General features: G+C 73.7%; 26 protein-coding genes. 6 read left to right on the forward strand and 20 right to left on the reverse strand.

The features are described 5' to 3' along the window. Nucleotides 1-2: 2 nt before the first annotated feature. From aspA to M3148_RS07065, 4 genes are all read right to left on the reverse strand, one after another. Nucleotides 3-1,520 (reverse strand): aspartate ammonia-lyase, encoded by a 1,518-nt coding sequence (gene aspA, locus M3148_RS07050; protein ID WP_251303977.1) that lies wholly within the window; start codon nucleotides 1,518-1,520, stop codon nucleotides 3-5. Continuing rightward, on the reverse strand, nucleotides 1,520-2,878 hold the full coding sequence (locus tag M3148_RS07055) for a class II fumarate hydratase (protein ID WP_251304104.1): 1,359 nt from the start codon (nucleotides 2,876-2,878) through the stop codon (nucleotides 1,520-1,522). The genes aspA and M3148_RS07055 overlap by 1 nt, the downstream gene beginning before the upstream one ends. Before the next feature lie 85 nt (nucleotides 2,879-2,963). After that, a complete protein-coding gene (locus M3148_RS07060; protein ID WP_251303978.1) occupies nucleotides 2,964-3,233 on the reverse strand; it encodes an HPr family phosphocarrier protein in 270 nt (89 codons plus the stop codon). 8 nt (nucleotides 3,234-3,241) lie between these two features. Further along, entirely contained in the window at nucleotides 3,242-4,372 is a 1,131-nt protein-coding gene (locus M3148_RS07065; RefSeq protein ID WP_251303979.1) for a GuaB3 family IMP dehydrogenase-related protein, read from the reverse strand. A 38-nt stretch (nucleotides 4,373-4,410) separates the two neighbouring features. Here M3148_RS07065 and M3148_RS07070 point away from each other — a divergent pair, with 38 nt between their 5' ends. After that, nucleotides 4,411-4,827, forward strand: coding sequence for a ubiquinol-cytochrome c reductase iron-sulfur subunit (locus M3148_RS07070; protein ID WP_251303980.1), 417 nt, complete (start codon nucleotides 4,411-4,413; stop codon nucleotides 4,825-4,827). Nucleotides 4,828-4,897: 70 nt separating this feature from the next. Here M3148_RS07070 and M3148_RS07075 read toward each other — a convergent pair whose 3' ends face one another. The 4 genes from M3148_RS07075 to M3148_RS07090 form a co-directional block, all read right to left on the reverse strand. Beyond that, entirely contained in the window at nucleotides 4,898-5,626 is a 729-nt protein-coding gene (locus M3148_RS07075; RefSeq protein WP_251303981.1) for an exonuclease domain-containing protein, read from the reverse strand. Nucleotides 5,627-5,723: 97 nt separating this feature from the next. After that, nucleotides 5,724-7,184 carry an NAD-dependent succinate-semialdehyde dehydrogenase gene (locus M3148_RS07080; RefSeq protein ID WP_251303982.1) on the reverse strand — a complete coding sequence of 487 codons (1,461 nt, stop codon included), beginning with the start codon at nucleotides 7,182-7,184 and terminating at the stop codon, nucleotides 5,724-5,726. Nucleotides 7,185-7,251: 67 nt separating this feature from the next. Continuing rightward, a complete protein-coding gene (gene guaB, locus M3148_RS07085) occupies nucleotides 7,252-8,760 on the reverse strand; it encodes an IMP dehydrogenase (protein WP_251303983.1) in 1,509 nt (502 codons plus the stop codon). Nucleotides 8,761-8,803: 43 nt separating this feature from the next. Next, nucleotides 8,804-9,682, reverse strand: coding sequence for a MerR family transcriptional regulator (locus tag M3148_RS07090; RefSeq protein ID WP_251303984.1), 879 nt, complete (start codon nucleotides 9,680-9,682; stop codon nucleotides 8,804-8,806). Nucleotides 9,683-9,962: 280 nt separating this feature from the next. Between M3148_RS07090 and M3148_RS07095 the strand changes: the two genes are divergently transcribed. Continuing rightward, nucleotides 9,963-10,253 carry a WhiB family transcriptional regulator gene (locus M3148_RS07095; RefSeq protein WP_251303985.1) on the forward strand — a complete coding sequence of 97 codons (291 nt, stop codon included), beginning with the start codon at nucleotides 9,963-9,965 and terminating at the stop codon, nucleotides 10,251-10,253. Nucleotides 10,254-10,325: 72 nt separating this feature from the next. On the opposite strand, the gene groES is transcribed toward M3148_RS07095, so the two are convergent. Then, entirely contained in the window at nucleotides 10,326-10,622 is a 297-nt protein-coding gene (groES, locus tag M3148_RS07100) for a co-chaperone GroES (protein ID WP_152187742.1), read from the reverse strand. Nucleotides 10,623-10,818: 196 nt separating this feature from the next. Between groES and M3148_RS07105 the strand changes: the two genes are divergently transcribed. Next, nucleotides 10,819-12,027 carry a class I SAM-dependent methyltransferase gene (locus tag M3148_RS07105; protein ID WP_251303986.1) on the forward strand — a complete coding sequence of 403 codons (1,209 nt, stop codon included), beginning with the start codon at nucleotides 10,819-10,821 and terminating at the stop codon, nucleotides 12,025-12,027. 57 nt (nucleotides 12,028-12,084) lie between these two features. After that, on the forward strand, nucleotides 12,085-13,221 hold the full coding sequence (locus tag M3148_RS07110) for a glutamate--cysteine ligase (protein ID WP_251303987.1): 1,137 nt from the start codon (nucleotides 12,085-12,087) through the stop codon (nucleotides 13,219-13,221). A gap of 99 nt (nucleotides 13,222-13,320) precedes the next feature. Here M3148_RS07110 and tsaD read toward each other — a convergent pair whose 3' ends face one another. Beyond that, complete coding sequence (gene tsaD / locus M3148_RS07115; RefSeq protein WP_251303988.1) at nucleotides 13,321-14,364, reverse strand: tRNA (adenosine(37)-N6)-threonylcarbamoyltransferase complex transferase subunit TsaD; 1,044 nt, start codon at nucleotides 14,362-14,364, stop codon at nucleotides 13,321-13,323. Nucleotides 14,365-14,461: 97 nt separating this feature from the next. Between tsaD and M3148_RS07120 the strand changes: the two genes are divergently transcribed. Further along, complete coding sequence (locus M3148_RS07120) at nucleotides 14,462-15,070, forward strand: malonic semialdehyde reductase (protein WP_251303989.1); 609 nt, start codon at nucleotides 14,462-14,464, stop codon at nucleotides 15,068-15,070. A gap of 3 nt (nucleotides 15,071-15,073) precedes the next feature. On the opposite strand, the gene rimI is transcribed toward M3148_RS07120, so the two are convergent. The 8 genes from rimI to glmS all read right to left on the reverse strand — a co-directional run bounded on the left by rimI (nucleotide 15,074) and on the right by glmS (nucleotide 22,668). Continuing rightward, on the reverse strand, nucleotides 15,074-15,535 hold the full coding sequence (gene rimI, locus M3148_RS07125) for a ribosomal protein S18-alanine N-acetyltransferase (RefSeq protein WP_251303990.1): 462 nt from the start codon (nucleotides 15,533-15,535) through the stop codon (nucleotides 15,074-15,076). Then, the gene (gene tsaB, locus M3148_RS07130) at nucleotides 15,532-16,236 is read right to left on the reverse strand and encodes a tRNA (adenosine(37)-N6)-threonylcarbamoyltransferase complex dimerization subunit type 1 TsaB (RefSeq protein ID WP_251303991.1); all 705 of its coding nucleotides are present in this window, start codon (nucleotides 16,234-16,236) and stop codon (nucleotides 15,532-15,534) included. The genes rimI and tsaB overlap by 4 nt, the downstream gene beginning before the upstream one ends. A gap of 31 nt (nucleotides 16,237-16,267) precedes the next feature. Continuing rightward, nucleotides 16,268-17,074, reverse strand: coding sequence for a hypothetical protein (locus M3148_RS07135; RefSeq protein WP_251303992.1), 807 nt, complete (start codon nucleotides 17,072-17,074; stop codon nucleotides 16,268-16,270). Further along, nucleotides 17,071-17,592, reverse strand: coding sequence for a tRNA (adenosine(37)-N6)-threonylcarbamoyltransferase complex ATPase subunit type 1 TsaE (tsaE, locus tag M3148_RS07140; RefSeq protein ID WP_251303993.1), 522 nt, complete (start codon nucleotides 17,590-17,592; stop codon nucleotides 17,071-17,073). The genes M3148_RS07135 and tsaE overlap by 4 nt, the downstream gene beginning before the upstream one ends. Then, nucleotides 17,589-18,737: an alanine racemase gene (gene alr, locus M3148_RS07145; RefSeq protein WP_251303994.1), complete on the reverse strand. Its 1,149-nt coding sequence runs from the start codon at nucleotides 18,735-18,737 to the stop codon at nucleotides 17,589-17,591. The genes tsaE and alr overlap by 4 nt, the downstream gene beginning before the upstream one ends. A 31-nt stretch (nucleotides 18,738-18,768) precedes the next feature. Beyond that, nucleotides 18,769-20,310: an NAD(P)H-hydrate epimerase gene (locus M3148_RS07150; RefSeq protein ID WP_251303995.1), complete on the reverse strand. Its 1,542-nt coding sequence runs from the start codon at nucleotides 20,308-20,310 to the stop codon at nucleotides 18,769-18,771. A 157-nt stretch (nucleotides 20,311-20,467) separates the two neighbouring features. After that, nucleotides 20,468-20,821 (reverse strand): holo-ACP synthase, encoded by a 354-nt coding sequence (locus tag M3148_RS07155; protein ID WP_308203222.1) that lies wholly within the window; start codon nucleotides 20,819-20,821, stop codon nucleotides 20,468-20,470. Continuing rightward, nucleotides 20,818-22,668: a glutamine--fructose-6-phosphate transaminase (isomerizing) gene (gene glmS, locus M3148_RS07160; RefSeq protein WP_251303996.1), complete on the reverse strand. Its 1,851-nt coding sequence runs from the start codon at nucleotides 22,666-22,668 to the stop codon at nucleotides 20,818-20,820. The genes M3148_RS07155 and glmS overlap by 4 nt, the downstream gene beginning before the upstream one ends. Before the next feature lie 92 nt (nucleotides 22,669-22,760). On the opposite strand from glmS, the gene coaA reads away from it, so the two are divergent. Continuing rightward, a complete protein-coding gene (gene coaA / locus M3148_RS07165) occupies nucleotides 22,761-23,732 on the forward strand; it encodes a type I pantothenate kinase (RefSeq protein WP_251303997.1) in 972 nt (323 codons plus the stop codon). Here coaA and M3148_RS07170 read toward each other — a convergent pair. Together M3148_RS07170 and glmM are read right to left on the reverse strand one after the other, a co-directional pair. Then, nucleotides 23,729-24,427: a DedA family protein gene (locus M3148_RS07170; RefSeq protein WP_251303998.1), complete on the reverse strand. Its 699-nt coding sequence runs from the start codon at nucleotides 24,425-24,427 to the stop codon at nucleotides 23,729-23,731. The genes coaA and M3148_RS07170 overlap by 4 nt on opposite strands. Nucleotides 24,428-24,523: 96 nt before the next feature. Continuing rightward, a complete protein-coding gene (glmM, locus tag M3148_RS07175) occupies nucleotides 24,524-25,876 on the reverse strand; it encodes a phosphoglucosamine mutase (protein ID WP_251303999.1) in 1,353 nt (450 codons plus the stop codon). Nucleotides 25,877-26,002: the final 126 nt, after the last annotated feature.

Consider the following 26,002-nt stretch of genomic DNA (forward strand, 5'->3'; position numbering starts at 1 on the left):
GCTCAGCCCCCCGCCGTCGACTCCTCCTCGAGCTCCCCGCCCTCGGTCGACTCCTCGTCGCCGGTGACCTCGTCGGCCGTCGGGGCGATGACCGCGGGGTCCTCGCCGTAGATGGTGCCGCGGTAGCGCGGGCGCATGAGGTTCTCCACCGAGAGGACATCATCCACCTCCGCCTCGGTGAGCAGCCCCCACTCCAGGACGATCTCGCGCACGCCCCGCCCGCTGCGGGCGGCCTCGCGGCCCACCCGGTCCCCGTTGTGGTGCCCGATGATGGGGTTGAGGAAGGTGACGAGCCCGATCGAGCTCATGACGTTGCGGCGGCACACCTCCTCGTTGGCGGTGATGCCGGCGACGCAGCGCCGGTCGAGGGTGTCGCAGGCGCGGGTGAGCAGCGAGATCGACTCGAACAGCGCCGTCGCGATCACCGGCTCCATGACGTTGAGCTGGAGCTGGCCGGCGGCCGCCGCCATCGTCACGGTCGTGTCGTTGCCCATGACGCTGAAGCAGACCTGGTTGACGACCTCGGGGATGACCGGGTTGACCTTCGCCGGCATGATCGAGGACCCGGCCTGCATCTCGGGCAGGTTGATCTCACCCAGGCCGGCGCGCGGGCCGGAGGACAGCAGCCGCAGGTCGTTGCAGATCTTGTCGAGCTTGACCGCCACCCGCTTGAGCGCGGCATGCATCGAGACGTACGCGCCGGCGTCGGACGTCGCCTCGATGAGGTTCTCCGAGCGCACGACCGGCAGGCCGGTGACCTCCGCGAGGTGGGCGACCGCCCGCACCGTGTACCCGGGCGGGGTGTTGAGCCCGGTCCCGATCGCCGTCGCCCCGAGGTTCACCTCGAGCAGCAGTGCCTGCTGCCGGGAGAGGTTGAGCAGCTCCTCGCCGAGGAGCGCGGCGAAGGCGCTGAACTCCTGGCCCAGCGTCATCGGCACGGCGTCCTGCAGCTGGGTGCGGCCCATCTTGAGCACGCGGGAGAACTCGTGCCCCTTGCGGCCGAGGGTGCCCGCGAGCGCCTCCAGCCGCGCCTTGAGCCGCTCGACCGCCTGGTGGGTCGCGATGCGCAGGCCCGTGGGGTAGGCGTCGTTGGTCGACTGGCTCTTGTTGACGTGGTCGTTGGGGTGGACGACGTCGTAGCGCCCCTTGGGCAGGCCCAGGCGCTCGAGGGCGAGGTTGGCGATGACCTCGTTGACGTTCATGTTGACCGAGGTCCCGGCCCCACCCTGGTACACGTCCACGGGGAACTGGTCCAGGCAGCGCCCGGCCTCGAGCATCTCGTCGCACGCCCCGATGATGGCGTCGGCGATGTCCACCGGCAGGGTGCGCAGGTCCCGGTTGGTGAGCGCGGACGCCTTCTTGACCAGGACCATCCCGCGCACGAGGTCGGGCAGGTCGCGCACCCGGGTGCCGGACAGGGCGAAGTTCTCGACCGCGCGCAGCGTGTGGACGCCCCAGTAGACGTCGTCGGGGATCTCGCGCTGACCGAGGAGGTCCTCCTCGGTGCGGGTGGCGGCCATCAGCTCGGGCGGGTCATCGCGACGACGTCGAGCGCACCGTCGAGCTGCTCGGCGGTGATCTCCCCGCGTTCGACGTAGCCCAGCTCCTCGACGGCCTCGCGGACCGTCGTGCCGTTCTTCACGGCGTGCTTGGCAATTGCCGCGGCGGCCTCGTAGCCGATGACCCGGTTGAGGGGCGTGACGATGGACGGGGAGGACTCCGCCAGGGCGCGGGCCCGCTCGACGTTCGCGGTGATGCCGTCGACCGTGCGGGTGGCGAGCGCGACGCTCGCGTTGGCGAGCAGGGTGATCGACTCGAGGAGGTTGCGCGCGATGACCGGCAGCATGACGTTGAGCTCGAAGGAGCCCGAGGCGCCGGCGAAGGCGATCGTCGCGTCGTTGCCGATGACCTGCGCACACACCATGAGCATGGCCTCGGGGATCACCGGGTTGACCTTGCCGGGCATGATCGACGAGCCCGGCTGGAGGTCGGGGATGGCGATCTCGCCGAGCCCGGTGTTGGGTCCTGAGCCCATCCACCGCAGGTCGTTGCAGATCTTGACGAGCGAGACCGCCACGGTGCGCAGCGCGCCCGACATCTCGACCGCACTGTCCTGGGCGCTCTGCGCCTCGAAGTGGTTGGTCGCCTCGGTGAGGGGCAGGCCCGTGTTCTCGGCGATCTTCACGATGGCCGACGGCGCGAAGCCGGCCGGCGCGTTGATCCCCGTCCCGACGGCGGTGCCCCCCAGCGCGAGCTCGGCCAGTCGCGGCAGGGCGGCCTCGACGCGGGCGATGCCGTAGCGCAGCTGGGTGGCGTAGCCGGCGAACTCCTGGCCCATGGTCACCGGCGTGGCGTCCATGAGGTGGGTGCGGCCGGACTTGACGACGTCGGCGAGCTCCTCGGCCTTGCGCTCCAGGGACCCGGCGAGTGTGTCGAGCGCGGGCAGCAGGTCGTGGACGACGGCGGCCGTGGCGGCGATGTGGATCGAGGACGGGAAGACGTCGTTGGAGGACTGCGAGGCGTTGACGTGGTCGTTGGGGTGGACGCTGCGCCCGAGGAGCGTGCTCGCGATGTTCGCGACGACCTCGTTGGTGTTCATGTTCGACGACGTGCCCGAGCCGGTCTGGAAGACGTCCACCGGGAAGTGCTCGTCGTGCTCGCCGGCGATGACCTGCTCGGCGGCCTCGGCGATGGCTCGCGCGAGGTCCTCCTCGAGGACCCCGAGCTCGGCGTTGGCGAGCGCGGCGGCACGCTTGACCTGCGCGAGGGCAGCGATGTGGTGCCGCGACAGGCGCGTGCCGGAGATCGCGAAGTTCTCCACGGCGCGCTGCGTCTGGGCGCTGTAGAGGGCGCCCCGCGGGACCCGCACCTCCCCCATGGTGTCGTGCTCGATGCGGAAGGCTTCGTCCTGCGTCACTGCTGCTCCAAAGCTTGGTTGGCGGGTACGGGTGCTGCGGTGGGCGCTACTTCTCGTCCAGGTCCTTGCTCAGCAGCTCGGCGAGGGAGTCGAGGGCCTCCTCGGCTCCCTCACCCTCGGCGGTGAGGACCACGTTCTCCTGGTACTTCGCTCCCAGGGTCATGACCCCGAGGATGCTGGCGGCGTCGACGGGGGTGCCACCCTCCTTGGCGATCTTCACCGGGACGCCGGACTCGCCGGCCGCCTTGACGAAGAGGGACGCCGGGCGGGCGTGCAGGCCGACCTTCGAGCCGATGGTGACGGTGCGCTCTGCCATGGGAACTCCTACCGGTTGTTGGGGGTGTAGGGGGAGACGACGACCTCGACCCGCTGGAACTCCTTGAGGTCGGAGTAGCCGGTCGTGGCCATCGCCCGGCGCAGGGCGCCGATGAGGTTGACGGTGCCGTCGGGGGTGCCGCTGGGCCCGTGGAGGATCTGCTCGAGGGAACCGACCGTCCCCACGCGCACCCGCTCACCGCGCGGCAGCTGCGGGTGGTGGGCCTCTGAGCCCCAGTGCCAGCCGCGCCCGGGCGCCTCCTGGGCGCGGGCCAGGGAGGAGCCGAGCATGACGGCGTCGGCCCCGCACGCGACGGCCTTGACGAGGTCGCCGGAGCGGCCCACACCGCCGTCGGCGATGACGTGGACGTAGCGGCCGCCCGACTCGTCGAGGTAGTCGCGGCGCGCGGCGGCGACGTCGGCGACGGCGGTGGCCATCGGGGTGTGGATCCCCAGCGAGGTGCGGGTCGTGTGGGCGGCGCCGCCGCCGAAGCCGACGAGGACGCCGGCCGCACCGGTGCGCATGAGGTGGAGCGCCGCGGTGTAGGTGCCGGCGCCACCGACGACGACGGGCACGTCGAGCTCGTAGATGAAGCGCTTGAGGTTGAGCGGCTCGGCCGTGGAGGAGACGTGCTCGGCGGAGACGGTGGTCCCGCGGATGACGAAGAGGTCCACGCCCGCCTCGACGACCGTGCGCCAGTGCTGCTGGGTGCTCTGCGGGGAGAGCTTGCCGGCCACGGTGACGCCGGCGGCGCGGATCTCGTGGAGTCGCTGGGTGATGAGCTCGGGGACGATCGGCTGGGAGTAGATCTCCTGCATGCGCCGGGTGACGGCTGCGCCCTCGAGGGTGGCGATCTCCTCGAAGAGGGGCTCGGGGTCCTCGTAACGCGTCCACAGGCCCTCGAGGTCCAGGACCCCGATGCCGCCGAGCTCGCCGAGGAGGATCGCCGTCGCCGGGCTCATCACCGAGTCCATCGGCGCCGCGAGGACGGGGATGTCGACGTAGTAGGCGTCGATCTGCCAGCCCACCGAGACGTCCTGGGGGTCGCGCGTGCGGCGCGAGGGCACCACCGCGACGTCGTCGAAGGAGTAGGCCCGTCGTCCCCGCTTGCCTCGGCCGATCTCGATCTCGTTGCTCACAGGCGCCAGGTTACCCGGCGGTCGGTAGATTGCGGCCCATGGTCTGCGCGCACCCCCACGGTCCCTCCCGCCGGCAGGTCCTCACCTGGGCCGGCGCCGGCGCGGCGGCGCTGACGCTCGCCGCGTGCTCGGGCGAGGAGGACGCGCCGCCGCCGGAGGCCGGGGAGCGCCTGGTGGGGCTCGAGGAGATCCCGGTCGGTGAGTCGGTCGGGGTCCGCACGCGCAAGGGCGCCGAGGTCGTCGTCACGCGGGTCACCGAGGAGGAGGTCGTCGCGCTCAGCGCCGTGTGCACCCACCAGGGCTGCACCGTGCGCCGGGAGACGACGGACCTCGCCTGCCCGTGCCACGGCTCGCGCTTCGACCCCACCGACGGCACCGTGGTCCAGGGCCCGGCGGAGGAGCCCCTCCCCCGGGTCAAGGTGCGCATCGAGTCCGGCGCCGTCGTCACCGCGTAACGCCGCCCCTGCCCCTGCCCCCCAGGGGGGTGAGGGCAGCGCTGCGCCGCCGCCTCGGCTGACGGCGCCGCTACACCGGCTGGACGTGTGCCTGCTCCGCAGTGGGGAGCCACTCGAGGTCGACGTCGGGGCCGCCGAGCCCCTCGGCGGCCCGGCGGGCGTTGACGCGGCTCGCCCAGTCGCGGTGGTGCCCGCGCTGCCACTCGTGGAGGTCGGCCAGCTCGCGGGCGCCAAGCTCGGGGAAGGAGCCGAGCAGGGAGTCGAGCACGCCGAGGGTGGCCAGGACGTCCACCTCCGCCGTGTGGAGGTCCTCGGGGACCTCCACCCGGTAGTGCACGCACAGGTCGCCGAGCCTGCGGGTGCCGGAGCGCTCGTGGTCGAGGGCACGGTCCATGACGAGGGGGTCGAGCACGAGCGCGGGCGTGCCGCCGAGCCGCTCGGCGAGGGTGGGCAGCGCCCAGCGCGCGAGCTCGTGCTCGAGCAGCGTGAGATCGAAGCAGGCGTTGTAGGCGACGACCGGCACGCCGTCCTTGACGGCCCGCACGAGCTCGGCCGCGATCTCCTCCAGCGCGTCCGCCGGTGCGGCGCCCTCGGCGCGAGCACGGCCGGTCGTGATGCCGTGGATCGCGCTGGCGGGCGCGGGGATCTCGACGCCGGGGTCGATGAGCCAGGTGCGCTGCCGGGTGCCACGGGCGTCACGCCTGACGAGGGCCGCCGTCACGATCCGGTCGTGGTGCGGGTCGACGCCGGTGGTCTCGGTGTCGAAACCGAGGAAGGGACCCGCCGTCCACGTGTGCATGTCCGCTCCTCCCGGGTGCCGTGCTCCCGCGCGGCGTCGTCGATGTCGTCCACGGTGCCAGAGACCACCGACATCCCCGGACGAGCCACGCGGCGGGTCACACCGGCAGGGCGACGTAGACGGTCTCGAGGAACTCCTCGATGCCCTCGGCGCCCCCCTCACGGCCGAGCCCGGAGTGCTTGACCCCACCGAAGGGCGCGGCCGCGTTGGAGAGGAGGCCGGTGTTGACGCCCACCATGCCCACCTCCAGGCGCTCACTGAGCCGCAGCACCCGGGAGAGGTCAGTGGTGAACAGATAGGCGGCCAGCCCGACCTCAGAGTCGTTGGCGAGGCGGACGGCCTCGTCCTCGTCGCGGAAGGTCGCCACCGGGGCGACCGGACCAAAGATCTCGTTGGCCATCACCGGACTGTCAGGGGCGACGTCGGTGAGCACGGTGGGCCGGTAGAAGTACCCCGGCCCGTCGACGGGCTCCCCGCCCGTGAGCACGCGCGCTCCGGCGTCGCGGGCTGCGGCGACGAGCTCGTGCACGCCGTCGCGCTGGCTCTCCGAGACGAGGGGGCCGAGGTCGGTGCCCTCCTCGATCCCCGGACCGACCATGAGGCCGGCGAAGTCCTCAGCGAGCCGGCGCGCGAACTCCTCGGCGACGGACTCGTGCACGAGAAAACGGTTGGCGGCCGTGCAGGCCTCGCCCATGTTGCGCAACTTCGCCTGGCGGGCGCCGATGAGCGCGGCATCGAGGTCGGCGTCCTGGAAGATGATGAACGGCGCGCTGCCGCCGAGCTCCATCGAGGTGCGCAGCACGTTGTCGGCGGCCTCCTTGAGCAAAGCCCGGCCCACCTCGGTGGAGCCGGTGAAGGAGAGCTTGCGCAGCCGCCGGTCCTGGAGGAGCGGGCCGGTGACGGTACGCGCGCTGGAGGTCGGGACGATGTTGACGACGCCGTCGGGGACGCCGGCGTCCAGGAGGACCTGGCCGAGGGCCAGGGCGGTCAGGGGCGTGAGGGCGGCCGGCTTGAGGACGACGGTGCAGCCGGCGGCGAGCGCCGGGGCGATCTTGCGCGTCGCCATCGCGAGCGGGAAGTTCCACGGGGTGATGAACAGGCAGGGTCCCACCGGGCGCTTGGTGGTGAGGATGCGCAGCGTGCCCTCGGGCGCCGTCTGGTAGCGCCCGTTGACGTGCGCGGCCTCCTCGGAGAACCACCGGAGGAACTCCCCGCCGTAGGTGACCTCGCCGCGCGACTCGGCGAGCGGCTTGCCCATCTCCAGCGTCATGAGGGTGGCGAGCTCCTCGGCGCGCTCCGTCACCAGGTCGAAGGCCCGGCGCAGGATCTCCGCGCGCTCACGCGTCGGCGTCGCCGCCCAGGCGTCCTGGGCGGCCGAGGCGGCGTCCAGCGCGGCGGCGCCGTCCGCGGCCGACGCGTCCGCGACCGCGGCGATCACCTCGCCGGTGGCAGGGTCGTGCACGTCGAAGGTCGCGCCGCCCTCCGCGTCACGCCAGGCACCTCCGACGAGCAGCGTCGTCGGGGTGGTCTCCAGGAGTGCGGAGGGGGTCAGCGGCATCGGGCACCTCGTCCTTCGGAAGTGCTCCCAGCATATGGGCCGGCCCCCGGCACGTGCGGGCGACGCCTCAGCGGGTGTAGTTGGGCGCCTCGACCGTGAGCTGGACGTCGTGCGGGTGGGACTCCTTGAGCCCCGCGGAGGTGATCCGCACGAACTTGCCCTTCTCCGCCAGCTGCACGAGATCGTGCGCACCGACGTAGAACATCGACTGGTGCAGGCCACCGATGAGCTGGTAGGCCACCGCGGAGAGCGGACCGCGGTAGGGCACCTGGCCCTCGATACCCTCGGGCACGATCTTGTCGTCGGTGTCGACGTCCGCCTGGAAGTAGCGGTCCTTGGAGTAGGACACCCGGCCGCGGGAGGCCATGGCCCCGAGGGAGCCCATGCCGCGGTAGTGCTTGTACTGCTTGCCGTTGACGAAGACGAGGTCCCCGGGGCTCTCGTCGCAGCCGGCGAGGAGGGAGCCGAGCATCACGGTGTCCGCTCCGGCGACGAGCGCCTTGGCGATGTCGCCGGAGTACTGCAGGCCGCCGTCGCCGATGACCGGGACGCCGGCCGGCTTGCACGCCTGGGCAGCGAGGTGGATGGCGCTGACCTGCGGGACGCCGACGCCGGCGACCACGCGCGTGGTGCAGATCGAGCCGGGCCCCACGCCGACCTTGACGGCGTCCGCGCCGGCGTCGACGAGTGCCTGCGCGCCCTCGCGCGTGGCGACGTTGCCGCCGATGACCTGGACGTGGCTGGTTGCGGGGTCCTTCTTGAGCCGCGTCACCATCTCGAGCAGCAGGCGGGCGTGACCGTTGGCGGTGTCGGCGACGAGGACGTCGACACCGGCCTCGACGAGGGCCGTCGCCCGGTCCCACGCGTCGCCGAAGAAGCCGATCGCCGCCCCCACGCGCAGGCGGCCCTCGTCGTCCTTGGTGGCGAGGGGGTACTGCTCGGACTTGACGAAGTCCTTGACGGTGATGAGCCCCCGGAGCACGCCGTCGGCGTCAACGAGCGGCAGCTTCTCGATCTTGTGCCGGGCGAGCAGCGAGGCGGCGTCGTCGCGGCTGATCCCCACAGGGCCGGTGACGAGCGGCATCGGCGTCATGACGTCGCGCACGAGGCGGCCCTCGAACTCGGCCCGGTCGATGAAGGCGGTGTCGCGGTTGGTGATGATGCCGAGCAGCACGCCCCGCTCGTCGACGACCGGCAGGCCGGAGACGCGGTAGCGCGCGCACAGCGCGTCGAGCTCCGCGAGGGTGGCGCCGGGCCCGACCGTGACGGGGTCGGTGATCATGCCCGACTCCGAACGCTTGACGGTCTGCACCTGCTGCGCCTGCGCCTCGATCGAGAGGTTGCGGTGCAGGATCCCGATGCCGCCCTGGCGCGCCATGGCGATCGCCATGCGCGCCTCGGTCACGGTGTCCATGGCCGCCGAGAGCAGCGGCACGCGCAGGGAGATCTCCTTGGTCAGCCGCGCCGTCGTGTCCACCTCGGACGGGATGACGTCGGTGGGCCCGGGAAGCAGGAGGACGTCGTCGTAGGTCAGGCCGGTGAAGCCGAAGGGGTCCGTCACGTGGAAGTCGCTCACACCCCGATCCTACGTGCGCGAGCGGCAGGTGGTGGAGGTGGGTCTAGTCACGGACGGCGGCGGCGATCTCCGCCACTGCCGCCGCGGCGGTCCGCACGCGGTGCACGTGGGGCAGCCACAGCGAAGGGCTCGCGTCGCCGAGGAGGAAGACGTCGACGTCGCCGCGCTCGGAGGCCTGGGTGGCGACCTCCTCCGCACCCGGCGGGTTACCGATCACCGCGAGCGCGGTCGCCTCGCCCTCGGGCAACCAGGGGAGCTGTCCGGGGCCCTCGGGCAGGTGCTCGGCCGGGACGACGAGCGCCCCTACCCCGGCCTCCGCCAGCCCGCCGGCGATGACGTGCGCCGGCACGCGGTCGGCGACGGCGGTGAGGATCCGCACCGGCGCCGGACCGGACGCGGCGAGGTCGCGGATCGCCTGCATCAGACCGAGGCGCATGACGCCGTGGGGGTCGCTGCCGGGCCGCTCGCCGAGGCGGTGGCGCCCCTGGTCGACCATCTCCGCCGCGGGCCGCACGAGGTCGGTCCAGACGGCGACGACGCCGGCCTCCCGGGTGGCGCGGCTGAGCATCCGGTGGACGCGCCGCAGGTCCGGCTCGACGGCGGCCGCGGCCAGGGTGAGCGGGTCCAGCGCGAGCGAGCCGTCGTCGGTCTCCTCCGCGGGGCCGGCGTCCTCCCCGCCGCGAGGGTCACCCGTGCCGGACTCGGTGGCGATGCGGGCGGCGTCGACCGGCGCGACCCCGCGCAGGGTGAGGCGCCGCATCGTCTGGAGGCGGGCGACGTCGTCGGGCGTGTACCGGCGGTGGCTGCCGGCCTGGTGCGCGGAGGGGCCCAGGCCGTACCGGCGGTCCCACGTGCGCAGGGTCGACGCGGCCACGCCCAAGGTCCGGGCAACGGCCGCCACGGTGAGGGGTGCAGCGTCCATCCGGGAGTCCCCGCCCGATCCGGGGGTCGCTCGAGCCACCAGTCCTCCTTCGTCGGCCTCGATTCTGCACCCGGCCGGCGGTCCGGGCACGTCCGCCGCGCCAGGAGCGCACCGACCGGCACGGCTGCCCCGCTCGCGGCGCGGTCGATGCCCGTTAGCGGATCGTTTCCTGAACTACTTTCGCGAGGGGCTTGAACAATGCATGCATCGGTTGCTAGGTTCTTCCTCATTGGCCCCGCGGCACCGAGGTCGCGCAGCACGGATGTGAAGGAGTACGACGATGGCAGAGCTCAGCAGGCTTCCCGGACCGGTCATGGACCTCTGGGAATGGCAGTACCAGGGCAAGTGCCGCGAGGCCGACCCCAACCTCTTCTTCCACCCCGAGGGCGAGCGGGGTGGCACCCGGCGCCGCCGCGACGAGGCGGCCAAGGCCGTGTGCGCCGAGTGCCCCGTCATCCAGCAGTGCCGTGAGCACGCACTGAAGGTCCGCGAGCCCTACGGCGTGTGGGGCGGTCTGTCCGAGGACGACCGCCAGCAGATCCTCTCCACCCCGCTGCGCCGCGCCAGCTGACGCGCCACATCCGTCGTACGACGAAGGGCCCCGGTCTTGCGACCGGGGCCCTTCGCTTGTCCTAGGAGGACGTCACTTCTCGACGACGGCGAGAACGTCGCGCGCGGAGAGGATGAGGTACTCCTCGCCGGCGTACTTCACCTCGGTACCGCCGTACTTGCTGTAGATGACGACGTCACCCACGGCCACGTCCACGGGGACGCGGTTGCCCTTGTCGTCCACGCGGCCGGGGCCGACGGCGACGACGGAGCCCTCCTGGGGCTTCTCCTGGGCGGTGTCCGGGATGACGAGGCCAGACGCGGTGGTCTGCTCGGCCTCGAGGGTCTGCACGACGATGCGGTCCTCGAGGGGCTTGATGGAGACCGACACTGCGGACCTCCCCTTCGCTTAGGTGAGTAACGGAACAAGGTCAGTCGCACCATGGCCGGCGGGCCGCCGTCGCGGGGGTCGGCCCGTGGTTCTGGTGCAGTCGCGGGGCCCGAGGGCCGTCGCACGCCCAAATCTATGCCCGCGTTAGCACTCGGTCAAGGTGAGTGCCAACGAGTCGGGCGCCTACGATCGTGTGGTGGACGCCAGTGCGCTGAGCAAGCTGCTCTCCCCCGAGGGCTGGGCCCTGCTCGGCCAGCTGCCGCCCTACGACGAGACGACCGCACTCACCCTCTCGACGGCGCTGCGCGACCGGGGTCTGGACCCCGAGCTCGTCGCCGCCGCGATGACCCAGTCGCGGCTGCGCGCCAAGGGGCGGGCCAAGTTCGGGGAGTTCGCTAACGGGATGGTCTTCACCCAGGCGGGCCTCGAGCAGTCCACCCGGCTCACCGTCGCCGCGCACCACGCCGCCCGCTTCTCCGCGGCCGGCTCCACCCGCGTCGCCGACCTCGGCTGCGGCATCGGCGGGGACGCGATGGCACTGGGCGGCCTCGGGCTGCCCGTCCTCGCCGTCGAGCTCGACGAGCTCACCGCAGCCGTCGCGACCGTCAACCTGCGCCACTTCCCCGAGGTCACCGTCGTCCACGGTGACGCGCTCGCCACCGACCTCGACGGCGTCGACGCCGTCTTCGCCGACCCCGCGCGGCGCACCCGCGGCGGCCGCCGCATCTTCGACCCCTCCGCCTACTCCCCGTCGCTCGACGACGTCCTCGCGCTGCGCGACCGGGTGCCCGCCCTCGGCCTCAAGGTCGCCCCGGGCATCCCGCACACTGCCCTGCCCGCCGACGCGCACGCCCAGTGGGTGAGCGTGGCGGGGGACGTCGTCGAGGCGGGCCTGTGGTTCGGGCCGCTCGCTCCGGAGGGGCCGGGGCGCAGCGCCCTCGTCCTGGACCGCGCGGGCCGCGCACACCGTCTCACCTCGGAGGTGGAGGCCGCCGACGCCCCCCTGCGGGCGGGCCAGGTGCGGGACCTGGACCGCTACCTCTACGAGCCCGACGGCGCGGTCATCCGAGCCGGTCTCGTCGCCCTCGCCGGGGACGAGGTGGGCGCGGGCCTGGTGGCCGAGTCCATCGCCTACCTCACCGGGCCGCGGCTCGTGCACTCCCCGTTCCTCACCGCCTACCGGGTGCTCGACTCCTTCCCCTTCGCGCTCAAGACGCTGCGGGCCTACCTGCGCGACCGGCAGATAGGGACGGTGACGATCAAGAAGCGCGGCACCGCCGTCGAGCCCGGGCAGCTGCGCCGACAGCTCTCCCCCAGCGGCCCGAACGCCGCGACGGTCGTCCTCACCCGGCTCGCCGGCCGGCAGAGCGTCATCGTCGTCGAGCCGGTCACGGCCCCCGACTAGCCCACGGCGGTGGCCGCCGTGGCGGCGCATCGCGCCCGCGGACGGCATCATGTCCCCATGGAGATCGACTTCGCCCCGTCGGCGCGATCGACGGTGGGGATCGAGTGGGAGCTCGCCCTCGTCGACGTCGACTCTGGCGACCTGCGACAGGTCGCCCCCACCGTCCTCGAGGCGGTGCGCCCGCCCGGCGCGGACGCGCACCCCCACATCCACCCCGAGCTCCTCCTCAACACCATCGAGGTCGTCTCCGGTGTCGCGACGACGGTGCGCGGGGCGGGCGCGGACCTCGCGCGCACCGTCGAGGAGCTGCGCGCCGTGCTCGACCCGCTGCGCGTGGACCTCATGTGCGCGGGCACGCATCCCTTCGCCCGCTACGACTTCCAGCGGGTGACGAACAAGGAGCGCTACGCGACCCTCATCGAGCGGACGCAGTGGTGGGGCCGCCAGATGGTCATCTACGGCGTCCACGTGCACGTCGGCATCGAGGACCGGCGCAAGGTGCTGCCCATCCTGCGGGCGGTGCTGTGCTACCTACCGCACCTCCAGTCCCTGGCCTCCTCCTCCCCGTTCTGGGCAGGACGCGACACGGGCTACGCCTCCAACCGCGCGCTCCTGTTCCAGCAGCTGCCCACGGCGGGGCTGCCGCAGGTCTTCGACGAGTGGCACGAGCTCGAGGCCTACGCCGGGGACATGCTCCACACCGGCGTCATCGACTCACTGGGCGAGATCCGCTGGGACATCCGGCCCGCGCCGCACCTGGGCACCCTGGAGATGCGCGTGTTCGACGGCGCCTCCAACCTCACCGAGGTCCTCGCCCTCGCGGCGCTCGTCCACTGCCTCGTCGAGCACTTCTCCACCATGCTCGACAACGGCGAGGAGCTGCCCCGGATGCCCCAGTGGTTCCTCCAGGAGAACAAGTGGCGCTCGGCGCGTTACGGCATGGACGCGATCGTCATCCTCGACGCCGCCGGCAACGAGCAGCTCGTCAGCGAGGCCGTCACCGAGCTGCTCCCCCGGCTGGAGCCGGTCGCCGAGCGCCTAGGCTGCCTCGAGGAGCTCGGCGGCATCCGCACGATCCTCACCAAGGGGGCGTCCTACCAGCGTCAGCGCCGTGTGGCACGCCGCCACGACGGCGACCTCGACGCCGTCGTCGCCTCCCTCGTGGCGGAGATGAGAGCCGGCCGCCCCCTCTGAGCGGCGCGGCGCCTGCCGCCGCCACTTACGTCGCACTTCTCGCTCTTGTCGCGCCCTTTCCGTCACCCCCGGAGGAGTGGAAAGTGCGACGCAAACGAGTTAGGCGCGGACGGTGGTGAGCGGCATGCCCGAGTCGGCGGGGATGTCCCACGCGGAGGGGCCCACGCCCGAGCGGAGCATCGCCGAACCCAGGGCCGCGATCATCGCGCCGTTGTCCGTGCAGTAGCGGATCGGCGGGATGCGCACCTCGATGCCGTGCTCCGCGCCGCGCTCGGCGGCCAGCTCGCGCAGCCGCGAATTCGCGGAGAACCCGCCGCCGATGACGACCGTCTGCGTGCCCGTCCGCTGGCACGCGGCGAGGGTCTTGCTCACGAGCACGTCGGCGACGGCCTCGGAGAAGGAGGCGGCGACGTCGGCGGCGGGGAGCTCCTCCCCGGCGTCCTCGACGCCCTCGACGTACCGGGCGACGGCCGTCTTGAGGCCGGAGAAGGAGAAGTCGTAGGGGTGGCGAACCACGTCCTTGCCCTTGGACAGGCCGCGAGGGAAGCGGATCGCGGTGCGGTCCCCCTGCTGGGAGAGGCGGTCGACGTGCGGGCCGCCGGGGTAGGGCAGGCCGAGCAGGCGGCCGACCTTGTCAAAGGCCTCACCGGCGGCGTCGTCGAGGGTCTGCCCGAGCTCGACGACGTCGGTCGCGACGTCGCGCACCTCGAGCAGGCTGGTGTGCCCGCCGGAGACGACGAGCCCGACGAAGTGGTCGGGGAAGGCGCCGTGGACGAGCTCGTCCACGGCGATGTGCCCGATGACGTGGTTGACGCCGTACAGCGGCCGGTCCAGCGCCAGCGCGAGCGACTTCGCGGCGGCGAGCCCCACGGTGAGGGACCCGACGAGGCCCGGGCCGGCGGTGACGGCGACGGCGTCGACGTCCTCGAGGCGGCAGCCCGCGGCGTCGAGCGCGGCGTCGAGCGTGGGGACGAAGGCCTCGAGGTGCGCGCGGCTGGCGACCTCCGGGACGATCCCGCCGAAGCGCGCGTGCTCGTCCATGGAGGAGGCCGTCACGTCGGCGAGCAGCTCGCGGCCTCTCACCAGCGCGAAGCCGGTCTCGTCGCAGCTCGTCTCGATGCCGAGGACCAGGGGTTGGCTCACCCCCACAGGGTAATGCGCCCACCACCCGGCAACACCTGTGGCTGACCTCACAGCACCCGGGCGGATGGTTCCCCGCGCCCGGGAGGTTGCCGTGCACATGACCACCGAGATGACCCCCGTGACCGACCTGCCGCGCGCGATCTTCCACGACGCGCGCACGACCAACTCCTTCACCCCGGAGCCGGTCCACGTGCAGCTCGTGCGCGAGGTCTACGAGGCTGTTCGCTGGGCGCCGACGGCGATGAACGGGCAGCCGCTGCGCCTCGCGGTGGTGGAGTCCCCCGCCGCTCGCGAGCGCCTCGTGGCCCACCTCAACGAGGGCAACAAGGCCAAGACCCTGGCGGCGCCGCTCACCGTCGTCGCCGCCTGCGACCCCGCCTTCCACGAGCACCTCGAGCTTCTCGCCCCGCACCGCGCCGGTGCCCGGGAGAAGATGGCGGGCGACCCGGAGTTCCGGGAGTCCTTCGCCCGCACCAACGGGCTCATCCAGCTCGGCTACCTCATCCTCGGGCTGCGCGCCGCCGGGCTGGCCGTGGGCCCGATGACCGGCCTCGACGCGGCGGGCGTGGACGCCGAGCTCTTCGCCGAGTCCGGCTGGCGCACCCTCGCGGTGCTCAACGTCGGCCACGGTGCGAGCGCGGAGCCCGGGGCGGTGCGCCCGCGCGCCGGCCGTCTCGACTTCGAGACCGCCGCCGTCGTCCTCTGAGGGCTACGGGGCGGCCGTGAGGTCGCCCTGACCAGAGCGCAGGGTGAGGCGCATGACGACGGCGTCCTCGTCGCCGTAGTAGCGCCGCCGCGTCCCGATCGGCACGAAGCCGGCGCGCTCGTAGAGCCGCTGCGCGCCCAGGTTGCCCGCCCGGACCTCGAGGAAGACGTGGCGGGCCCGCGCGGCACGCGCCTGCTCGAGGAGGTCGGCGAGCAGCGCGGCACCGGTGCCGCGGCCGCGGTGGGCGGCGGCCACCCCCACCGTCATGACCTCGCTGTCCTCCCCCAGCGCGATGCCCGCGTAGCCGACGACGACGCCGTCGCTCTCCGCCGCGACGTAGTACCGGCCCGCGTGGCCCAGCTCCTCCCGGTAGGCCGCCCGCGACCACGCCCCCTGCCCGAAGAGCGCGCGCTCGAGCTCCATGACCCGGTCGAGGTCGTCCTCCCGCAGCGGCCGCAGGATCACGAGGCGCGCTTGCGCGCCGCCGCCGGGGTGACGTCGGGGCGGCGCAGGTACAGCGGCTCGGTGCCGAGCGCGACCTCCTCCCCCGCCTCAGCGCGCGCCAGCCGGGCGCGCACGACGCGGGCCAGGACGGCGGCGTCGACCTCGTCCGGCGTGCCGGGGGTGGGGGGCAGGACGTCGGCGTACAGGAGGGCGCCAGGACCGGCGACGACGACGGGCCCCTCGTCCACCGCCGCGTCCAGCGGGTCCTCGGCGAGCTCGGCGGCGGGCCCCACGCGCGGCTCGGACAGGACCTCGACGTCGTCCTGCCCGAGCGCGCGGTAGCGGGCGGAGTAGACCTCCTTGCGCCGCGCGTCCCCGAGGACGAGGACGGTGGAGCCTGGGCGGACGTCGAGGACCTGGCGCGCGAGGACGTCGAGGCTGCTGACGCCGTGGACCGGGATCCGGCGGGCACGGGCGAAGGTGAGGGCGGTGACGAGACCGACCCGCAGGCCGGTGTAGGGCGCCGGCCCGGTGCCGACGGCCACGCGGTCGACGTCGGAGGCGCTCAGCCCCGCGGTCTCGAGAACCTCGGCGACGAGCGCGGAGAGGCGCTCGGCGTGGCCGCGGTGGTCGGCGCTGCGGGCGCGGGCCAGCACGCCGGCGTCGTCGTCGTGGAGGGCGACCGCACTGCCGGCGGAGGTGTCGATGCACAGGGTTCGCACGGCACCCAGCGTAGTCCGCCGTCGGCGGCGGTCACCCGCCGGGCTGCTCCGGGCGCGGGCCGTCGGCGTCGGTGTCCTCGGGCGGCGGCGCCATCCCGGCGTGGACGTCGGCCGCGATGCGCGAGTCGGCCTGGCGGTACTGGCGTACCAGCAGGATGGCGATCCCCGCACCGGCAAGCACGATGACTCCGATCGGGACGAGTGGGGACAGGGTGTCCTCCTCCCCCTCGGACGTGCTTGGCACCGCCGCGGGCGGCGACTCCCCGCGCCACGCGGCGAGGAAGTCCTGGAAGACCTCGGCGGGCAGGGCGCCCTGGAGGACGCTGCGCGCCCCCTCGGTGAGTGGCCACACCTCCCCGTCAAGCAGGCCGAACCAGCCCTCGACGGTGTCGTCGCGGATGAGGACCGTGCCGGAGGGGATCTTCTGGAGGGCGCCGGCGAGCTCGGTGTCCTCGGTGACGTCAAGCAGCTCGAGCGGGCCGCCCGCCGCGCCTGCGCGGACCACCGCCACCGGCTCGGGCGTCTCGGCGGTGCGCCGGACGACGGCCGCGACCCACTCCTCGACGGGGGCGGCCGGGACGTCGGGCTCCTCGCCGGCGACGTACGCGTCGTTCCACGTCGCGACCCGGCGGGGGGCGCTGAGGGTGAGGTCCTCACCGAGGTCGGCGACGGCGTCGTCGCCCTCCTCGGCGAACCAGGCGGAGACCTCGGCGGGCACGTCGGTGGCCGGGGCGCCGGGCGCGGGCTCGCTCGGCGCGTCCGTCGCGGCGGTGGCAGCGGCCGGGTGGAGCAGGACCGCGGCCGCGAGGAGCAGCCCGGCCAGCCGGCGCCTGGTCACCGGACGGTCCCGGCCGCGTCCGCGTCGAGGGCGGCGGCGAGGTCGACGCCCTCCCACCGGGGCCCGTGGGCGTGGATCGTCACGGTGCGGGCACCGGCGTCGGCAACCTCGTCCGCGTCCCGCAGGCCGCCGCGCGGGCGGGCGACCATGATCTCGAGCCGGTCCTCGGCCAGCCCCTCGACCATGCCCTCGCCCCACTCGACGACGGTGACGGAGTCCTCCAGGGAGCTGTCGAGGTCGAGGGCGTCGACCTCGGCGAGGGACTGGAGGCGGTAGGCGTCGACGTGGACGAGGTCGGGCCCCTCCCCCAGGCTCGGGTGGGCGCGCGCGATGATGAAGGTGGGTGAGGCGACCTGGCCGCGCACGCCCAGCCCGGCGCCGATGCCCTGGGTGAGGGTCGTCTTCCCGGCGCCGAGGTCCCCGGTGAGGACGACGAGGTCGCCGGCGCGCAGGACGCCGGCGAGGCGGCGCCCGAGCTCGCGGGTGGCATCGGGGTCGGCGGGCTGCCAGGTGGTCATGAGGGGTCCTCCTGCGAGACGTGGGTGCGGGGGATGCGGCTGCCGAGGCGGGTGACGATCTCGTAGCTGATGGTGCCGGCGGCGTCGGCCCAGTCCTGCGCCGTCGGGTCGCCGTCGCGGGCGTCACCGAGGAGCACGGCGCGGTCACCGACCGACACGTCCGCGCCGTCGGGCCCGAGGTCGACGACCACCTGGTCCATGCTCACCCGCCCGGTGACCCGGCCGCGGTGCCGGCCCACGCGTACCGGCCCCGCGTTGCCGGCGTGGCGGGGGATGCCGTCGCCGTAGCCGAGGGGGACGAGCGCGAGCCGCGCGGCCGACGGCGTCGTGTAGGTGTGGCCGTAGCCGACGGGGGTGCCGGCGGGCACGTCCTTGACGTGGACGACCTCCGCCTCCAGCCGCATGGCGGCACGCAGGCCGAGGGCGACGGCGTCGGCGACGTCGGGGGCGGGCGAGAGCCCGTAGAGGGCCACGCCGGGGCGGACGAGGTCGAGGTGGGTGTCGGGGTGGAAGAGGGTGCCGGAGGAGGCGGCGAGGTGCCGGACGTCGGGCCGCAGCCCCGCCCGCTCGGCCGTGGCGACGGCGTCACGGAAGGCCGCGAGCTGCGTGGCCGTCGTCGGCTCGGCCGGCTCGTCACCGCGGGCGAGGTGGGACCACACGCCGACGACGTCGACGGTGCCCTCCGCCGCGAGACGGGCCGCGTGGTCGACGAGCTCGGCCCACTGCGTGGGCCGGGCGCCGCCGCGGGCCATGCCGGTGTCGGCCTTGAGGTGGACGCGGGCGGCGCGGCCGGTGACGCGGGCGGCGGCCGCGAGCTCGTCCAGGGCCCACGGTGCCGACGCAGAGAGGTCGAGGTCCGCGGCCAGCGCCTCGGCGAGCGGGGCCCCGGGGCCGTAGATCCAGGTGAGGAGGGGCGCGTCGACGCCCGCCGCGCGCAGCTCGAGGGCCTCGCCGAGCTGGGCCACACCCAGCCACGTCGCACCGGCGGCCAGCGCCGTGCGCGAGACGGGGACGATCCCGTGCCCGTAGGCGTCCGCCTTGACCACGGCCATGACCTCCGCGGCGCCCGCGACGGCCCGCAACCGCTCGACGTTCGCGCGGATGGCGGCATGGTCGACGACCGCCCGTGCCGGGTAGTAGCTCACGGTGCCGAGTCTGCCACGGCGCCGCGCGGCCTCAGCGGTCCGCGAGCAGCGCGGCGACGACCCCGGGGACCGCGTCGGCGACCTGCAGGGCGGTGACGGGTCCGCCGGCCGAGGCGCGGGTCCCGGCGCGGCCGTGGACGAGGGCCGCGGCGGCGGCGAGCTCGGCGGTGAGGGTGCCGTCGGGGTCCTGGCCGTCGGTGAGGTCCTCCCCGCGGACGGCGAGCAGGGCGCCGAGCACCCCGGCGAGGACGTCGCCGGTGCCGGCGGTGGCGAGCCAGGGCGTGCCGTCCGACTGGCTGAGCGCGGCGCCGCCCGGGGCGGCGACGACGGTGGTCGGTCCCTTGAGGAGGACGACAGCGCCGGTGAGCGCGGCGGCCCGGCGGGCCAGCTCGAGGGGTGCGGCCTCGACGTCGGCGCGGTCGGTCCCCTCCCCGCGGGCGGTGAGCAGCCGGGCCAGCTCCCCGGCGTGCGGGGTGAGGACGGTGGTGGGGGTGAGCCGGTCGGGCGCGAGCGTCAGGGCGCCGGCGTCGAGCACGGCGGGGACGCCGTCGGCGAGGGCGCGCCGGAGGGTGTCGCGCACGTCGTCGGCCCGGGCGTCGTCGTCGGGGTCGATGCCGCTGCCCAGGGCCCAGGCCTGGACGCGTCCGCCACCGACGACGACCTCGGGGAAGCGCCCGTGGATGACCCGCGCGACGGCGTCCGGGCCGAGGTAGCGGACCATGCCGAGCCCGGTGCGCAGGGCGCCGGCGGCGGCGAGGACGGCGGCGCCCGGGTAGGTGGTCGAGCCGGCGACGAGACCGAGCACCCCCCGGGTGTACTTGTGATCGGTCGCCACGGGCGCGGGGAGCAGGTCGGCGACGTCGGCCGGGGTGAGGCGGCGCAGCGCCGGCTCACCGAGGTGCGGGGCCAGGCCGAGGTCGACGACGACGACGCGCCCCGCCAGCGCCTCCGCGGGCCGCAGGAGCAGGCCAGGCTTGGCGGCGCCCATCGTCACGGTGACGTCGGCGCGCAGGACCGGGCCGGGGACGGTGCCGTCGTCGACGCCGATGCCCGAGGGGACGTCGACGGCGACGACGGTCGGCTCGTCCGGCATGAGGGAACGCCGGTCCTCGAGGGCGGTGACGATGCCGGCGAGGGGCTCGCGCAGGCCGCCGCGGCCGCCGGTGCCGGTGAGTCCGTCGACCCACACACCGGCGCGGTCGGCGAGGACGGCGAGCTCCTCGCCGCGCGGGCGGCCGTCCTCGTCGAGAAGGGGGCGGACACGCACGCCGGCGCTGCGGGCCGCGGTGAGACCACGCTCGTGCGGCCGGTCCGTGCACAGCGCGGCGACGACCTGCAGCCCCCGCCGCGCGAGGTAGCCGCCGGCGTACAGGGCGTCCCCGCCGTTGTTGCCGCCGCCCACGAGGAGGAGGACCGTGCTCCCGCTCCGGCGCGCTTCGAGGCGGCGCAGCTCGCGCAGCACCTCGGTGGCGACGGCGAAGGCGGCCTGCTTCATCAGCTCGTCGGTCGCGGTGGAGGCGAGCAGCGGCGCCTCGGCCGCCCGGACCGTCTCGGCCTCGTACGCACGGATCATGCCCTCATTGTGTCCCGTGCCCCCGGACCCCGCCGCCGAGCCAGGCCCCCTCCCACCGCCGACAGCTGAGTTGTTACCCGCGGCATCCAGCGCGGACGGGGTGAGTTCCCACTGCCAGGAACACCTCAGCTGTCGGCGGAGAGGCGGGGCGGGCGGCTCAGCGCTCGGCGAGGACCATGGCGGAGGCGATCCCGGCGTCGTGGGAGATGGACAGGTGCCAGGTCCGGATCCCCAGCTCTTCGGCCCGCGCGAGGACCGAGCCGCGCACGTGGACGACGGGCGCGCCGCCGACCACCCGCTCCACCGTGCAGTCCTGCCACGACATCCCGCCCGGCGCGCCGAGCGCCTTGGCGATCGCCTCCTTGGCCGCGAAGCGCGCCGCCAGCGAGGCGGGCGGCAGCTCGCGCTCCTCGGGCGTGAAGAGCTTCTCCCGCAGCCGCGGCGTGCGCTCGAGCGTCCGCATGAAGCGCTCGACGTCGACGACGTCGATGCCCACCCCGACGATGCTCACTCGACGGTGACGGACTTGGCGAGGTTGCGCGGCTGGTCGACGTCGTAGCCCTTGGCGCTGGCCAGCTCGCCGGCGAAGATCTGCAGCGGGACGACGGAGACGAGCGGGGCCATGAGCGTGGGCGTGGGCGGGTAGCGGAAGACGACGTCGGCGTAGGGCGTGACGTCCTCGTCACCGTCCTCGGCGATGACGAGGGTGCGCGCGCCACGGGCCCGGATCTCCTGGATGTTGGAGATGACCTTGGCGTGCAGGGTGGGACGGCGCGGGGTCGGCACGACGACGAAGACCGGCTGGCCCTCCTCGATGAGCGCGATCGGACCGTGCTTGAGCTCGCCGGCCGCGAAGCCCTCGGCGTGGATGTAGGCGAGCTCCTTGAGCTTGAGCGCACCCTCGAGGGCCACCGGGAAGCCGACGTGGCGCCCGAGGAAGAGCACCGAGGTGGTGTCCTTCATCGCGCGAGCGACCTCGCGGACCTGCTCCTGGCGAGCGAGGACCTCCTCGATCTTCGCGGGGATGCGGCCGAGCTCGGTGAGGTAGTCGGCGACCTCGTCGATGTACTTGTTGCCGCGCAGCTGGGCGAGGTACAGGCCGAGCAGGTAGGTCGCGGTGATCTGGGCGATGAAGGCCTTCGTCGAGGCGACGGCGACCTCCGGCCCGGCGTGCGTGTAGAGCACGGCGTCGGACTCGCGGGCGATGGTCGAGCCGTAGGTGTTGACGACGGCGAGCACCTTGGAGCCCTGCTCGCGGGCGTGGCGCACCGCCATGATCGTGTCCATCGTCTCCCCCGACTGGGAGATCGCCACGACGAGGGTCTTCTCGTTGACGACCGGGTCGCGGTAGCGGAACTCGTGGGCGAGCTCGACCTCGACCGGGATGCGGCACCAGTGCTCGACCGCGTACTTCGCCACGTGCCCGGCGTAGGCGGCAGTACCGCACGCGACGACGATGATCTTGTCGATGCTCCGCAGGATCGTCTCGTCGATGCGCAGTTCGTCGAGCTTGAGGCGCCCGAGCTCGTCGGTGCGCCCGAGCAGCGTGTCGGCCACGGCTTGCGGCTGGTCGTGGATCTCCTTGTCCATGAAGGAGGCGAAGCCGCCCTTGACGGCCGCCGCGGCGTCCCACTCGACGGTGAAGGCGCGCGGCTCCACGGGCTCCCCGGCGGCGTCGACGACGCTGACCGAGTCCCCGGTGATGGTGACGACCTGGTCCTGGTCGACCTCGAGCGCGGACTTCGTCTGCGAGACGAAGGCGGCGACGTCGGAGCCCAGGTAGTTCGCGCCGTCGCCAAGCCCGATGACGAGCGGGGAGTTGCGGCGGGCGGCGACGATCGTGCCCGGGTGGTCGGCGTGGACGGCGAGGAGCGTGAAGGCGCCATCGAGGCGCTTGGTGACCTCGAGCATCGCGGCGGTGAGGTCGCCCGCGTAGGTGCGGCCCAGGAGGTGGGCCACGACCTCGGTGTCGGTCTGCGAGGCGAAGGTGGCGCCCTCGGCGAGGAGCTCCTTCCGGAGCGCGGCGAAGTTCTCGATGATGCCGTTGTGGATGAGCGCCAGGCGCCCGTCGCCGGACAGGTGCGGGTGGGCGTTCTCGTCGGTCGGCGCGCCGTGCGTGGCCCAGCGCGTGTGCCCGATCGCCGCCTGCGTGGCGGGCAGCGGTTCCCGCTCGAGCTCGTCGAGCAGCCCCCGGAGCTTGCCCGCCTTCTTCCGCACCACGAGGGCGCCGTCGGCGACGACGGCGATGCCCGCGGAGTCGTAGCCCCGGTACTCGAGACGGGCGAGGCCGTCGAGCACGACGTCGACAGGCGGGGTGGCCGCGGCCGCGACGGACACTGCTCCCACGATTCCGCACATGGTCTCCAGCGTACTTGCCGGTGGTCTGCCTCACGCACGCGCCGGGCCGACGGCGGTGCGCACCACCGGCTGCCGTGCGCCAGACTGGTGGAGTGACGTCCCCGCAGGCAGCGACGTCGGCGACGCAGCCGGCCACCTCCCCCTTCCTCGAGTTCGACCGCGCGGCGTGGAGCCGGCTGTCGGCCGCGACCCCCCAGCCGCTCACCTCGGCGGACATCGACCGGCTCCGCGGCCTGGGCGACCCCGTGGACCTCATCGAGGTGGACACGGTCTACCGGCCGCTGTCCCGCCTGCTGTCGCTGTACGTCGCCTCCTCCCGCCGTCTCGGCTCGGTGACCTCGACCTTTCTCGGGGAGCGGATGGGCCGCACGCCCTTCGTCATCGGGGTGGCCGGCTCGGTCGCCGTCGGGAAGTCGACGACGTCGCGGCTGCTGCGGGAGATGCTGCGCCGCTGGTCGGGGATGCCGCGCGTGGACCTCGTGACGACGGACGGCTTCCTCCACCCCAACGCCGAGCTCGAGCGCCGGGGCCTCATGTCCCGCAAGGGCTTCCCCGAGTCCTACGACCAGCGCGCGCTGCTCCGCTTCCTCAGTGCGGTGAAGTCCGGCGTCCCCGAGGTCACCGCCCCGGTCTACGACCACCTCACCTATGACATCGTGCCGGGCCGGGAGATCACCGTGCACCGCCCCGACGTCCTCATCGTCGAGGGCCTCAACGTCCTGCAGCCCGCCCGCACGACGTCCGACGGCGCGCCCAGCCTCGCGGTGAGCGACTTCTTCGACTTCTCGATCTACGTCGACGCGCGGACGAGCGACGTGCGCCGCTGGTACGTCAACCGCTTCCTGTCGCTGCGCGAGACGGCCTTCGCCGACCCCCGCTCCTACTTCCACCGCTACGCGGCGCTGAGCGACGAGGAGGCCGTCGAGACGGCCACCCGGATCTGGGGCTCGATCAACGAGCCGAACCTCGAGGAGAACATCCTGCCCACCCGTGGGCGCGCCTCCCTGGTGCTCACCAAGTCCGGCGACCACCGCATGCACCGGATGCGCCTGCGCAAGATCTAGCCGGGCGTGCTCGTGCGCTCGTCGCGGCGCGGCTCGGCGGGGTCCGGCGCGGCCACGTAGTCCGGGGCGAGCACCTCCAGGCTCTCGGGCAGCTTGCCGCCGAACCGCCGGTGCACCCACCGCAGGAGGGCGTCCACGACGAACCCGATGACCACCCCGCCGGCGACGCCGACGGCGATCGCCACGAGCGGGTGGTCGTGGAGGAAGACGCCGGCGCCGATCCCCAGGAGCGTGGAGTACCCGCCCCACACGACGGCGGCGATCGCGGCGATGAGGATGAACCGCGGGCGGGGGAAGTGGACCGCACCGGCCGTCATGTTGACCGCCACCCGCCCGATCGGGACGAAGCGCGCGGAGAGGATGAGCACGGTGCCCCGCTGGGCCAGGGCGCGCCGGGCCCACCCGAGGCTGGCCCTGCCACGTCTGCCCTGGAAGATGCGCAGCCGGTCGATGGGCACCCGGGTGCCGATCGTGTAGGCGATGAGGTCCCCGGCGAATGCGCCCACCGCCGCCACGAGGACGAGCAGCCACAGGCTGGGCCCGTCACCCGTCATCGCGAGCACGGCGACGCCGATGACGATCGACTCGCTGGGCACCGGCGGGAAGAACCCGTCGATGGTCGCCAGGACGAGGACCGCGACGAGCAGCCACGGGGAGTCGGCCATGCCGAGCACCCAGGCCTCGATCGCCGCCATGGCCGCCGTCATCGGGCACCGGTTCCTGTCACCGGACCATTAGACCGTGCCGGGTGCCCCGGTGTCACCGGGGATCACCCTGAGGCGGCCCCCGGGTCAGCCGAGCGCGACGCGCGCGCGGACGACGTCGGCGAGCTCCCCCGCGACGGCGTCGGCCTCCTCCTGGGTGGCGGCCTCGACCATGACGCGCACGAGCGCCTCGGTGCCCGACGGGCGGAGCAGGACGCGGCCGGTGTCGCCCAGGCGCTGCTCGGCGGCGGCGACGGCGTCGCGCAGCCCCTCGTCGGTGCCGGCGCGCACCTTGTCGACGTCGGGCACGTTGACAAGCGTCTGCGGGAGGCGGGTGACGATCGAGCCGAGCTCGGCGAGCGAGCGCCCTGTCTCGACGACGCGCGCGGCGAGGAGCAGCGCGGTGAGGAGGCCGTCGCCGGTGGTCGCGTGGTCGCTGGCGATGATGTGGCCGGACTGCTCGCCGCCGAGGCTGAAGCCGCCGGCGCGCATCGCCTCGAGGACGTAGCGGTCACCGACCGCCGTCTGGACCGTGCGGATCCCGGCCTCGCGCATGGCGAGGATGAGGCCGAGGTTGCTCATCACCGTGACGACGAGGGTGTCCTCGGCGAGCCGGCCATGCTCCTTGAACGCGGTGGCGAGGATGCCCATGATCTGGTCGCCGTCGACGATCGTGCCCTCGTGGTCGACGGCGATGCAGCGGTCGGCGTCGCCGTCGAAAGCGACACCGAAGGCAGCGCCGGAGGCGACCGTGACGGCCTGCAGCTGCTCGGGGTGGGTGGAGCCGCAGTCGTCGTTGATGTTGCGGCCGTCGGGCGAGGCGTTGATGACGACGACGTCGGCACCCGCCTCCCGCAGCGCGAGCGGGGCGATGTCGCTGGCGGCGCCGTTGGCGCAGTCGATGGCGATCCGCAGCCCCTCGAGCGGCCGGCCGGTCGCGGCGACGAGGTGGTCGATGTAGGTGCGGTCCGCGGCCCGCGCGTCCTCCTCGATACGGCCGACGCCGTCGGCGATCGGGCGGTCCCACGCGGCGCCGAGGCTCGCCTCGATGGCGTCCTCGATGGCGTCCTCGAGCTTGAAGCCGCCGTGGGCGAAGAACTTGATGCCGTTGTCGGGCATGGGGTTGTGCGAGGCGGAGATGACGACGCCGAGGTCGACGTCGGTCGTCGCCGTCAGGTGGGCCACGCCCGGGGTGGGCAGCACGCCGACCTCGACGACGTCGACGCCCGCGCTCGTGAGCCCGGCGGCCAGGGCCGCGGAGAGGAAGTCCCCGGAGATGCGGGTGTCGCGGCCGATGACGGCGCGGGGACGGCGTCCCTCCGCGCCGGCGGCCACGGTGAGGACCCGCGCCGCTGCGGCTCCGAGGCCGAGGGCGAGCTCCGCGGAGATGTCGCGGTTGGCGAGCCCGCGCACGCCGTCGGTTCCGAACATTCGGGGCATTGGCTGTGTTCCTCACGTCAATAGGTCGTTGTGCCGATCCCATGGTGCCAGGTCAGTCCCCACCCCCCCCTCCTCCCACCCTCCCCCCCTTGTCCGCATATGCGGAAATTCTGCCGCCCTCAGCCG

Source organism: Georgenia satyanarayanai (assembly GCF_023715365.1).
Classification (GTDB): Bacteria; Actinomycetota; Actinomycetes; order Actinomycetales; family Actinomycetaceae; genus Oceanitalea; species Oceanitalea satyanarayanai_B.